This is a genomic window from Faecalibacillus faecis (assembly GCF_003024675.1).
Classification (GTDB): domain Bacteria; phylum Bacillota_I; class Bacilli_A; order Erysipelotrichales; family Coprobacillaceae; genus Faecalibacillus; species Faecalibacillus faecis.
This window is the reverse complement of sequence record NZ_PYLP01000001.1, coordinates 336,572-348,623: the sequence shown is the minus strand read 5'-3', so window position 1 is coordinate 348,623 and position 12,052 is coordinate 336,572. Positions and strand designations below refer to the sequence as shown.

General features: G+C 29.9%; 13 protein-coding genes and 3 tRNA genes. 4 read left to right on the top strand and 12 right to left on the bottom strand.

All coding sequences use genetic code 11. The features are described from left to right. Position 1: 1 nt before the first annotated feature. The 9 genes from C7U55_RS01860 to sufC all read right to left on the bottom strand — a co-directional run bounded on the left by C7U55_RS01860 (position 2) and on the right by sufC (position 5,585). Positions 2 to 85, bottom strand: a tRNA-Tyr gene (locus tag C7U55_RS01860). Between the two features lie 4 nt (positions 86 to 89). After that, positions 90 to 165, bottom strand: a tRNA-Thr gene (locus tag C7U55_RS01855). Positions 166 to 189: 24 nt separating this feature from the next. Beyond that, a tRNA-Val gene (locus C7U55_RS01850) sits at positions 190 to 265 on the bottom strand. 63 nt (positions 266 to 328) lie between these two features. Then, positions 329 to 859: a 5-formyltetrahydrofolate cyclo-ligase gene (locus C7U55_RS01845; RefSeq protein WP_106987086.1), complete on the bottom strand. Its 531-nt coding sequence runs from the start codon at positions 857 to 859 to the stop codon at positions 329 to 331. Then, complete coding sequence (sufB, locus tag C7U55_RS01840) at positions 846 to 2,225, bottom strand: Fe-S cluster assembly protein SufB (protein WP_227212966.1); 1,380 nt, start codon at positions 2,223 to 2,225, stop codon at positions 846 to 848. Before sufB ends, C7U55_RS01845 begins: the two co-directional genes overlap by 14 nt. Continuing rightward, positions 2,215 to 2,667, bottom strand: coding sequence for a Fe-S cluster assembly sulfur transfer protein SufU (sufU, locus tag C7U55_RS01835; protein ID WP_106987084.1), 453 nt, complete (start codon positions 2,665 to 2,667; stop codon positions 2,215 to 2,217). Before sufU ends, sufB begins: the two co-directional genes overlap by 11 nt. After that, positions 2,651 to 3,874: an aminotransferase class V-fold PLP-dependent enzyme gene (locus C7U55_RS01830; RefSeq protein ID WP_106987083.1), complete on the bottom strand. Its 1,224-nt coding sequence runs from the start codon at positions 3,872 to 3,874 to the stop codon at positions 2,651 to 2,653. The genes sufU and C7U55_RS01830 overlap by 17 nt, the downstream gene beginning before the upstream one ends. Further along, complete coding sequence (locus C7U55_RS01825) at positions 3,874 to 4,773, bottom strand: SufB/SufD family protein (protein WP_106987082.1); 900 nt, start codon at positions 4,771 to 4,773, stop codon at positions 3,874 to 3,876. The genes C7U55_RS01830 and C7U55_RS01825 overlap by 1 nt, the downstream gene beginning before the upstream one ends. Continuing rightward, complete coding sequence (gene sufC, locus C7U55_RS01820) at positions 4,773 to 5,585, bottom strand: Fe-S cluster assembly ATPase SufC (RefSeq protein ID WP_106987081.1); 813 nt, start codon at positions 5,583 to 5,585, stop codon at positions 4,773 to 4,775. The genes C7U55_RS01825 and sufC overlap by 1 nt, the downstream gene beginning before the upstream one ends. Positions 5,586 to 5,719: 134 nt before the next feature. Between sufC and C7U55_RS01815 the strand changes: the two genes are divergently transcribed. Continuing rightward, a complete protein-coding gene (locus C7U55_RS01815; RefSeq protein WP_106987080.1) occupies positions 5,720 to 6,799 on the top strand; it encodes an AI-2E family transporter in 1,080 nt (359 codons plus the stop codon). An 18-nt stretch (positions 6,800 to 6,817) separates the two neighbouring features. Here C7U55_RS01815 and C7U55_RS14190 read toward each other — a convergent pair whose 3' ends face one another. After that, entirely contained in the window at positions 6,818 to 6,892 is a 75-nt protein-coding gene (locus C7U55_RS14190; RefSeq protein ID WP_081919121.1) for a YjcZ family sporulation protein, read from the bottom strand. 138 nt (positions 6,893 to 7,030) lie between these two features. Between C7U55_RS14190 and C7U55_RS01805 the strand changes: the two genes are divergently transcribed. The 3 genes from C7U55_RS01805 to C7U55_RS01795 are packed head-to-tail and all read left to right on the top strand — an operon-like array spanning position 7,031 to position 9,393. Further along, complete coding sequence (locus C7U55_RS01805) at positions 7,031 to 8,026, top strand: peptidylprolyl isomerase (protein WP_106987079.1); 996 nt, start codon at positions 7,031 to 7,033, stop codon at positions 8,024 to 8,026. Then, positions 8,026 to 8,937, top strand: a complete 912-nt coding sequence (locus tag C7U55_RS01800; RefSeq protein ID WP_106987078.1) for a peptidylprolyl isomerase PrsA family protein — start codon at positions 8,026 to 8,028, stop codon at positions 8,935 to 8,937. The genes C7U55_RS01805 and C7U55_RS01800 overlap by 1 nt, the downstream gene beginning before the upstream one ends. 54 nt (positions 8,938 to 8,991) lie before the next feature. Next, positions 8,992 to 9,393 (top strand): HIT family protein, encoded by a 402-nt coding sequence (locus C7U55_RS01795; RefSeq protein WP_106987077.1) that lies wholly within the window; start codon positions 8,992 to 8,994, stop codon positions 9,391 to 9,393. Between the two features lie 22 nt (positions 9,394 to 9,415). On the opposite strand, the gene C7U55_RS01790 is transcribed toward C7U55_RS01795, so the two are convergent. Both C7U55_RS01790 and C7U55_RS01785 read right to left on the bottom strand, forming a co-directional pair. Then, positions 9,416 to 10,309, bottom strand: a complete 894-nt coding sequence (locus C7U55_RS01790) for an SPL family radical SAM protein (RefSeq protein WP_106987076.1) — start codon at positions 10,307 to 10,309, stop codon at positions 9,416 to 9,418. A gap of 115 nt (positions 10,310 to 10,424) precedes the next feature. Then, positions 10,425 to 12,041 (bottom strand): putative polysaccharide biosynthesis protein, encoded by a 1,617-nt coding sequence (locus tag C7U55_RS01785; RefSeq protein WP_106987075.1) that lies wholly within the window; start codon positions 12,039 to 12,041, stop codon positions 10,425 to 10,427. Between the last annotated feature and the right edge of the window lie 11 nt (positions 12,042 to 12,052).

Sequence of the window (12,052 nt, the reverse complement as noted above, 5' to 3'; positions counted from 1 at the left end):
ATGGTGGAGAGGAGTGGATTCGAACCACCGAACCAAAAGGAACTGAGTTACAGTCAGCCGCGTTTAGCCACTTCGCTACCTCTCCATCATGGTGCCGGCTAAAGGACTTGAACCCTCAACCTACTGATTACAAGTCAGTTGCTCTACCAATTGAGCTAAGCCGGCATTTCTTTTTGCACTTTATTTAAATGGTGGAGGCTAACGGGCTCGAACCGCTGACCCTCTGCTTGTAAGGCAGATGCTCTCCCAACTGAGCTAAGCCTCCTCGACCAGTGCTCACTTATAATAGCATCTATTTTYTCTATCGTCAACATGTTTTTACATTTTTTTATATTTTTTCGTCAGTAATAATTTGGTTGAGTGGAATATCAAAAGATTCAGGTTGATAATCTTTTAAATATTGGAATGTATAAGCTAAACCAATCGTATAACCCTTATATTTTTTTAAATAACGATCGTAATAGCCCCCTCCATAGCCTAAACGATAATTGTCTTGATTATAACCAACAAGTGGTACGATCATTAAATCGAGTTGATTTTTACTAATTTCTATTTTTTCATCCGGTTCTAAAATACCATATTTGTTTTTTTGCATAGGTTCTTTATACTTTGTAAAATACATTTCTTGTCCTCGTACAATCGGTACATAAAATTCTTTTTTTTCCTTGAATTCTTGAATTAATTTCCATGTATCTACTTCATTTCTATAAGACAAGTAAATTCCTATTTTTTTACTTTGCTTAAAATGAACATCTTTTTTTAACTTTTCTATAATGAAATGAGATTGTTTTTGATTTTCATCAAAAGTCAATCTCATTTGTATTAATTTCTTTCGTAATTGTTTTTTATCCAATTCCATTTTCGCCAAAATCCATTTTAATTAATTGATTTAATTCAACAGCATATTCCATTGGAAGTTCTCTTGAAAATGGTTCAATAAATCCCATAACAATCATTTCTGTGGCATCTTTTTTAGAAAGACCACGTGACATTAAATAGAAAAGTTGTTCATCAGAGATTTTAGAAACAGTTGCTTCATGTTCAATTAAAGAATCATTATTTCGTGCATAGTTTGTTGGAACTGTATCACTTGTTGAAATTTGATCTAAGATCAATGTATCACATTCCACTTTACTTTTAGCGTTGATTGCTTTTGGATTATGTTGTACTAATCCACGATAATTTGTTTTACCGCCATTTTTAGCGATAGATTTCGAAACGATACTACTTGAAGTGTTTGGTGCTAAATGAATCATTTTAGCCCCAGAATCCATGATTTGGTTTTCTCCAGCAACTGCGATAGTAATACAAGAGCCTTTAGCCCCTTCTTCCATTAAAACACATGTTGGATATTTCATTGTAACAGCCGATCCAATGTTTCCATCAACCCATTCCATTTGTCCATTTTTATAAACTTTTGCTCTTTGTGTAACAAGATTTAAAATGTTATTGGACCAGTTTTGAATTGTTGTATAACGACATTTTGCCCCTTCTAGAACAACAATTTCAACAACTCCTGTATGTAATGAGTCTTTTGAATAATTTGGTGCTGTGCATCCTTCCACATAATGAATATCAGAACCTTTGTCTACAATAATAAGTGTTCTTTCAAATTGCCCCATTTGTTCAGAATTAATTCTGAAATAAGATTGTAAAGGTTTTTCTAATTTTACTCCTGGTGGTACATAAATAAAGGAACCTCCAGACCATACAGCTCCATTTAAAGCTGAAAACTTGTTATCATTATAAGGAATAACTGTATCAAAATATTTCTTAAAAAGTTCTGGATATTCTCTTAAACCACTATCAATATCTAAGAAAATAACCCCTTTTTCTTGAACTTCTTTTAACATATTATGATAAACCACTTCTGATTCGTATTGTGTTGTAACCCCTGATAAATATTTTTGTTCTGCTTCAGGAATTCCTAATTTATTAAAAGTATCTTTGATCGTTTCAGGAACTTCTTCCCATTTATTTGTTTGTTTATCAGAAGGACGAATATAATACGTATATTCATCAAAATCCACACGACTTAAATCAACACCCCAAGTAGGCATTGGTTTTTTCAAAAAACAATCGAGTGCTTTTAAACGATACTCTAACATCCATTCAGGTTCCCCTTTAATGGCTGAGATTTCTCTAACGATATCTTCATTAATTCCCTTTGGTGTTTTAAAAACAGAGACATCCTTATCAGGAATCATTGTTTCATCATTTTCCATGAGTATCCTCCTTTTCACTTTCATCAATTAATTGTGTAATTCCTTTCCATCCAAGAGTTGCACATTTAATTCGATTTGCTTGTTTATGAGTGTTATAAAAAGCAATTGCTTCTTCTAATATCTCAGGATCATAGTCTTTTTCAAAAATCATATTCATATAATTTTTAATAATAACTCTTGCTTCATCAATTGTTTTACCAATTAATAATTCTGTCATAATAGAAGTGCTTGATGTACAAATTGCACATGCTTCGCCATCAAAACGAATATCTTTTATAACTCCATCTTCTATTTTTGCTTGTATATCAATATTATCAATACAAGTTTCACTATCCATATTGACTTTTTTATAGCTATCATCTTCTACCAATTCATGATTACGTGGATTTTCATAATGATCCATGATAATTTGGCGAAGCATCATATTATCCAAAGAAGGCATCTAAAAAGTCATCCCCTTTCTTACATACTTCAATAAACTGATCTATTTCTTCTTTTGTATTGTAGAAATAGAATGAAGCTCTTAACGTTTGTGAAACATGTAGATATTCATCTAAAATTTTCGCACAATGTTGTCCTGCACGAATAGCAATACCATAAGTATTAAATAAAGAAGCGCCATCTTGAGAAAAGACATTTTTAATATTGAAAGCAATAGGTCCTACCCCATTTTCATTGTAAATTTCAATGTTATCCAATTCTTTCATCTTTTCAATCGCATATTTACGAAGCATCGCTTCATGTTCTTCAATATTTTTCATACCAATTTTTTGTAAATATTCGATTGCACTACCAAGACCAATAACACCTTCGATATTTGGTGTCCCCGATTCAAATTTTGTTGGTGCATTTTTTAACTTCACTAAACCACAACTGTTATAACGTGCATTGCTCCCTCCACCAAAACGTGTTGGTGTCATTTCTTCAAGTAAATGATATTTACCATAAAGCACGCCTACACCTGTAGGTCCACACATTTTATGTCCTGAAAAGGCAAAGAAATCAACATCTAAATCTTCTACATCGATTACATGATGAGGTGCACTTTGAGCACCATCTACACAAACCACAATATCATGTTGATGAGCAAAAGCACAGATTTCTTTAATTGGCGCTAAATACCCTAAAACATTAGTAATTTGTGCAATTGAAATAATTTTTGTATTTTCATTAACTGCTTTTTGGACATTTTCTAAAGTAACTTTTCCTTCTTTATCAAGGTCAATATATTTAACAACAGCTCCAGTATGTTTAGCTACTTCAAACCAAGGAAGTGTATTACTAGCATGTTCTGCAAGCGTAATTAAAATTTCATCTTCCTCTTTTAAATGTGTCATTCCATAGCCAAAAGCAACCATATTTAAACTATCCGAAGAACCATAGGTATAAACAACTTCTTCTGGTTTACAATGAATAAAATCGGCAACGATACTGCGTACATGTTCAAACTTAGTATCCACTTCATGTGATAAATCATAATCTCCACGATGTGCATTTCCTGAATAATTTGTAAGATAATCACATACGCTATCAATAACACATTGTGGTTTTAAAGTAGTTGCCCCATTATCTAAATAAATAAGTGGTTTCCCATGCATAGTTTTTTCAAGCATTGGAAAATCATTTCTGATTTTTGAAACATCAATCATTATAATCCCACCTTTTCTTTTAATACATCAGAGAATCTTTCTTTAAGTGAATCAACACTAATAAACTCTAACACAGGCAAGAAATACCCATAAGTAACAAGGTGCATCGCATCTTGTTTAGAAAGACCACGTGATTGTAAATAGTAAAGATGATCTTCATCAATTTTTCCAACACTAGCTCCATGACTTGCTTTAACATCATATTCATCAATATATAAATAAGGATTTGCTTGGGCTTTGCAACCTTCATCAAAAACAATGATTTTGTTTGTTTGATGCGTATCCGATTGATACATTCCTTTATGAATACGACCAATTCCATCAATCAATAAACTTGCTTTTGATTTAACAATACCATAGTTATCCATATCCCCATATGTATGAGGCGCAAGATGTTCTAAAGTCATTTCATAATGTTTATGTTCTAGTTCTTTACTTAAAGAAGCTAAACGAAGTCTTGCACTTGCTCCTTCTTCAAGTAATTGGTATTTCACTTTACTAAAAGTTGAATAATCTGTAAGTTCAACATAGGCACATGAAATATGGGCGTTGGCACAAACATCCACATTTTCATCCAAATCAATAGAAATATTTTCATGACTGTTTTTTTCAACATATCTTAATACTTCACAAGATTCATTAACTTTAATATTTTTTGTAAATCTACATTTTGTAGATGCTTCATACATTTCAATCAAATCTACATGTAAACGTTCTTTAAGTGTGATATCAAATTGATAATCTCCTTCTTGTGTTGCTTTGTAGATGATTTGTACTTTAGCATCTTCATTGATTGTTAAAATTTGATTTTGAATTTGAATATCTTGTTTAAAAGTTGATTCTTTGATTTGACCATTTTCAACAACAAGATAATTGTCAATATCTGTTAATCTACTCATTATTTTGCTTTAACCTTGTTTCCACAACTACCTAAAACGATTGGTTGTCTTTCTTCTTCAGTTTCAAATTCAAAACCTAATTCTTTAACCCAACGATAACCTTCTTTATCGATACGATCAATTAATTCTTGTCCACCACTTAAAACAATTTTTCCATCGACTAAAATATGAACATGTGTTGGTGGTACAAGTTCAAATAATCTTTCATAGTGTGAAACCATCACACATCCAAATGATTCAGATTTCATATCATTAATTGCTTCTGAAACAATTTTTAAAGCATCAACATCTAATCCTGAATCAATTTCATCTAATAATGCAAATTTTGGTTTCAAAAGTTTCATTTGTAAAATTTCATTTCTTTTCTTTTCTCCACCAGAGAAACCTTCGTTTAAATAACGATGTGCTAAGTTTTCATCCATTTTTAAATCAGCAATATTTTTATCTAGTTCTTTAATAAATTTAAATAAAGATACTGGTTTTTCTTGATGTGCATTAAGTGCAGCCCTTAAAAAGTCAGAAGTGACAACTCCTGGAATTTCTTGAGGATATTGCATTCCTAAAAAAATTCCTGCTTTCGATCTTTCATCGACTGTCATTTCTAAGACATTTTGACCATCCAAGTAAATACTTCCCTTAGTTACTTGGTATTTTGGATTTCCCATGATAGCAGATAATAATGTAGACTTTCCATTACCATTAGGTCCCATTAATGCATGTATTTCTCCTGTATTGATGGTTAAATCAATTCCTTTTAATATTTCTCGATCATCAATACTTACATGTAAATTTTCTATTTTTAAAGTTGACATAAATCAAGCCCCTTTCTACCCAAAACATTTTACTAAAATGTCCAAAAAAAAACAACGAATGTGATAATCTTTTGTATTAACAATTTATATTATATCCAAAATATGATATATTATTTAAACAAAGGGGTGATTATGTGAAAATATTGAAATCTTTATTTCAAGTTATTTCATCCAAAAAAATTACCCAGACCCTTTTAAATATCCTGATGCTTTCTTTGATTGTTTTATTATTAGATATTACAAAAGAAGTTTGGGGTGGTGCTCTGGCTCTTTTTTGGAAGATTATAAAGCCATTCTTTATTGCCTTTGCGATTGCTTATGTTTTTAACCCACTTATTGAATGGGTTCAAAAATATATTAAAAATCGCGGTTTATCTGTGACACTTGTTTATGTAGGAATTATTGCCTGTATGATTCTAATTATCTCACTTGCTATTCCACTTGTTATTAATAGTGTTACCGATTTATATCCCGCTTTTGAAGATGGTTTGATTTTTATTTCGAAATTTGTTCGTTCTCATTTAGGATTCAATATTTCTGAAATAACGACATACATTCAAAGTGAAGCTGCAAAACTTTTACAAGATATGACAGTCTTAAATACAACTTTTGATGTTTTAAATTCTGTTATTGTTAAAATTGGAAACGGTTTGATTTATTCCATTCTTGCAATCTATATGTCATTAAAATTCGAAAATATACGTAAAACAATCAATTATTTTGCAGGAAAATTTGATAAAAATTTACCTGTTTATTTAAAAGAAATCAATTTTTCTTTAATTGAATACATTGAAGCTTTTGCCATCAGCGCACTTGTTCAAGGAATTACAACAGCCTTTGTTTATTTAACAATTGGTCATCCTAATTGGATTTTACTTGGCGTTTTTTCAGCTATTAGTTCAATTATTCCTTATGTAGGACCAATTGTTGCAAATATGCTTGGAATAGTGACATCTATTACAATGGGAACAACAAAACTTGTTATTTTACTTATTTTGATTTTTATTCAATCAAATGTTGTACCATATGTCATTCAACCAAAAATTTATTCATCAAAAATTGATTTATCAATTATGTGGGTTTTATTTGGTATTCTTACCGGATCAACACTTTTTGGTGCTTGGGGAATGATTATTGCCATGCCAATTCTAGTGACTATAAAAATTAGTTATCGTGTTTATCTTCAATACAATCCGCCTACACAAAATGCTTAGCGATTTGCTAAGCATTTTTTATAACATATTACAAATAATCACTAATAAAATAAATAACACTAAAACAAGTGTAAATGAATTTTCACACTTCATAACAACCCCCTCCTTCCATTTTCCCTTTTAATATAAATTATGTAAGAATTATGGTTGACCGTGTGTTTTTGCCCACAATATTGAAATCAATGGGAAAAAATAGTATACTTTTAAAGTCATATATAAAGGAGGAAGACTATGAAACTTAAAAAGTGTGCTGCGGCATTACTTGTAAGCAGTTGCCTTTTAACAGGATGTTCATCATCCGCTAAAAAAGTGGATTCTAAATATGTTGTAGCGTCCCTTTCTAAAGGAAATAAAACAAAAAACATTTTTGCTGATGATCTTTATAAAGATGTTTTAGATTCTTCTAGCAAGAATTCAACTGTCTTTAATGCTGTATTACAAAACTTAATTGATAAAAAATTCCCAGTAAACGAAGATATGGAAGAAGATGCTGACACTATTATCAGCCAAATTAAATCTTACTATAAAAATCAATATGGCGATAATTACAAATCAACACTTAATCAACAATTAAAATCTGCGGGATATACAAACATGAAACAGTATCGCGAAAAAATGATCAAACAGATCCAATATGCAAACTTTTTATTAGATTATATTGATGATAACTTCGATGATGTTTTTAATGATTACTATCAACAATGTTCACCAAAATATGTAAGTTTAATTAAAATTTCTGTTTCTGATACAAGTTCACTTACTGACGATGAAAACTCTAAAATAAACGAAGTCAAAGAATTAATCAACAATACAGATAAATCATTTGGTGACATTGCTCAAGATTATTCTAATGATTCTACAACTTCTAAGAAAAAAGGATCTATAGGTATCGTTGATACAAAAGATACTGCTGGTATTAGTGATTCTTATGGAGAAAATGTTTTTAATGCTATTAACTCATTAAGTGAAGGACAAGTTTCTGATGCAATTGCAGGAACGGATGGTTATTACTTTGTTAAAGTAACAAACACAAATAAAAAAGCTTTAAAGAAAGAATTAAAGAAAACAGATATTGATTCACCATTACTCGCTTATGATGATTACTTACAATATGTTGTATATGACTCATATAAAGTAACTTATAAAGACAAATCAATCAAAAAAATTGTACAAGAAGTTGTTAAAAACGCTTTAGATGAAAGAAAAACAAAAAGAGGTGAAGCCTAATGAAAAACACATGGAGAGATAAACTTTACCAATATCGTTTACTTATCATTATCGTATGTATCTGTTTAATTGGTGGTTGTGGTTATGCCTTTTATAACAGTTTCAAAAACAAAGAAGATTCTTATGTAACTCATGTTTCTAACGGTGATAAAGCCATAGTTAAAACAGCAGATATCACAGTTACAAAAGATGATATTTATAACTATTTATTAGATAATGATGGTTCTAACATGACTTTAAATACAGCTATTAACTATGTTGCTGATAAAGAAATCACTGATCAAGATGCTATCAACTCTAAAGTTGATGAACTAAAAAACCAATACTTACAATACGCTGGGACAAGTGATTTAAATACTTACGCTACAGATGCTGGATATAAAGATGAAGATGATTTCATTAAACAAGTCATTACACCAAATGCAAAATTACAACTTTTACAAGAAAAATATGTTGATAAAAATTTTAAAAGCTTAGTAAAGCAATACAAAGTAAAATATATTAAATATTTTACAGTTGATACAGAATCGCAAGCTTTAAAAATTATTAAAGATATTACTAACGAAACATCATTTACAACTTATTTTGATGAAAATAGTGGTACAGATGCTGGAATGGTCACTAAAAAAAGTAGTGATTTAGATTCTAAAATTGTTAAAAAATTAGATAAATTTACAAAAGACGGTATTTATGCTAAAGCTATTAAAACCTCTGAATCAAAATATGCTGTTGTTTGGGTTTATAATACAGATAAATCTAATTTAAAAGATGAAATCAAGAAAGGTTTAACTTCTTTATCTGACTTCACTACAAAATGTGAAACTTATTATTTAAGAAAATACAACTTTGATGTTTATGAACCAAGTATTAAAAAAGCAATTAAAAAAACATCTAAAAATTATTTTGAATAAGGTCTCGACCTTATTCTTTTTTTGCATTAAAATAAAGCTATGGAGGAAGAAAAAATGAGTGATTGTATTTTTTGTAAAATAATTAATAAAGAAATTCCTGGAAAGATTGTTTATGAAGATGATGAATGCATGGCTTTTTTAGATTTATCACAAGCTACTTATGGACATACTCTTGTCATTCCTAAAAAACACTATGCAAATATTTTAGAAGTAGATGATGAAACTTTAGCTCATGTAATGAAAATAGTTAAAAATCTAGCTAATCAAATTGTTGAAAAATTGGATGCTAAAGGTGTCAATGTTCTTACAAATACAAATGAAGTAGCTGGACAAACAGTTCATCATTTCCATATTCATATTTTACCTAGATATGATGAAAATGAACTTAAGATTGAATTTACGGATCATAGTAATGACGTTGATTTAGATGAAGTTTATAAAAAAATTACAAAATAAAAAAAGATGTGAAAACATCTTTTTAAAAGAGAGAAAGTTGTTCAAATGATTGACTTTCTTTTTCTTTGACTTCAATTTTAGTTTCAAATTCTTGTAAATAAGCAAAGATTTCTGGATAATTACACATCATATGATATTGTTGGCATTTTTCAAAGAAGAGATTCATTAATTCTCGATTATGCGGACTATTAAGCGTATATTGATCATTATACGTTGATTGATACTTTTCTTTCATACCGGGAAAAAGTTGATCAAGTTGTTGATAATAGTAATCTCGACTTCCTTCTCTTAAAGTAACTCCCATGCCAAAACATATAACCCCTTTGACACCTGCTTCAAAACATCCTTTTAAAATAGCCACGATGTTTTCTTTTGTATCATTAATAAAAGGTAAGATTGGCGTTAACCAAACGATTGTTGGTATTCCTTGTTTATTTAATTCTTTTAAAACTTCAATACGTTTTTTTGTCGTACATACATGAGGTTCTAGTTTTTGACATAATTCTTCATCATATGTTGTCAGTGTCATTTGAACTACACACTTTGTTTTCTGGTTGATTTTTTTCAATAAATCAACATCTCTTAAAACTAGATCTGATTTCGTAATAAGCGTTACTCCAAAACCATAGTGATCAATTAATTCCAAAGCTTTTCTTACATGATTTAATTCATTTTCTAAAGGCATATAAGGATCACACATTGAACCCATTTGAATCATACATTTTTTTCTTTTGTGTTTTAAACAATTTTCTAATAAGACTAAGGCATTTTCTTTTACTTCTATATCTTCAAAGTCATGATCAAAGTGATAACATGCACTTCTTGAATCACAATAAATACACCCGTGTTGACATCCTCTATATAAATTCATGGTATTTTGATTGGATAAAATTCCATTTACGTTTTTATAATGCATTCTTTTCCCTCCAATGTCTTTTATCTTATCACAATATAATAATTAACTTTGTCACATTATAGCACTAATACAACAAAAAAGTGGATTTAAAAAACGATATTTCAAAAAATATCGTTTATTTATTCAATTTTCTTTTAATTTTGTAATAAAGCGTTCTCGTATAAGGAATTTCAAACAAATAAGTTGGATGTTCCCAATAGATATACATAATTAAGACAAAGTAAACCATAACCCCTACCACAACTGATAAAATAAGTGGTAAGAAAACACGATGAGTTAAGGTAAATAAACCATAATAAATACCTAATACGGCAACTGCCATAATTGAAGAAGCAATCAAAGGTAAAACATATGTTCTTTTTATTTCTTGTTTATAACCTATTTTTTTACGTAAAGCTTTTTGATTTAAATAACATACTTGAAAGGCATATGTACAGTTACCAAAAACAAGAACATAAACTCCTAATGGTGTAATAAATAAAAGAATAGCTATAATAACAATATGACACACAAGAGAAAATGCTGCATTTCTTAAGGGTACATTGACTTCGCCCAATGCTTGTAAAATACCATTTGTAAGAGTGGATAAACCATAAAAAACAATAGCTGGTGACCCAAATATTAAGAGTTTTGTTGCCATCATAATTGTTGCTTTTTGAGGAAATAAAACACCCATAATTGGATAAGCCAACGCCGCCATTCCAATCGCTGCTGGAATTAAAATCATCATTGTGACACTTAAACCTGATGTAATATGTTCTTTTGCTTCTTTCACATTTTCTAAAGCCCATGCTGATGAAATTGATGGAATGGAAGCTGTAGACATTGCAGATGCGAGAGCTACTGGTACATTTTGTAAAACGATATATTTTCCTGCATAAACACCATAATTTGAAATATAAGCAATTTTATCAATATGATGAAAAGATTGTGCAAAATAGAAAATATACATATCGATTGTTGTTACTAAATTATAAACACATGTTGCTAAAATAATTGGTGCAATAATGTGCATGATCATTCTAAAAATATCTTGATAGGAATCTACATGCTCATTAACTTCTTCATCACTTTCTTCAACAAAAGTATTTTTCTTTTTCAAATACATAAAAATCATATACACCAAACCAACAAGGACACCTGCTCCTGTTCCAAGCGCAGAACCAGCCGCTCCAAAAGATCCTACTTTTGTTGCATCTACTCCAATATATGGTTGAATAAAAATATAAGCTGCAAGCAAAGCAACAACAGCATTGAAGATTTGTTCAATAATTTGTGAAACAGATGTATAAACTGTCGTTTTATGTGCTTGAAAATACCCTCTAAATACGCCTAATAACCCTGATAAAAAGATTGTTGGACATAATACTCGAAGTGCTGGAACTGCGTTAACATCTACAATAAAAGGTGCTAATATAAATAATAGTATTGCTGCACTTCCAGCAATAGCACAAACATAAATAAAAATACATTTTAATATTCTTTTAACATTTTTATATTCATGTAAGGCAATTTTTTCTGATATCAATTTTGAAATAGCTGTAGGTATACTATAAGAAGAAATAAGTAATACAAGTGCATAAATATTATAAGCAGTTGAATAATAACCATTTCCTTCATCTAAAATCATTGCAGTTAATGGACTACGATACAAAAGTCCAATAATTCTAACTAATATTCCTGCAAGCGCCAAAATTGAAGCTTGTTTAACGATTGAATTAGATCGACTCATAATGACCTCAC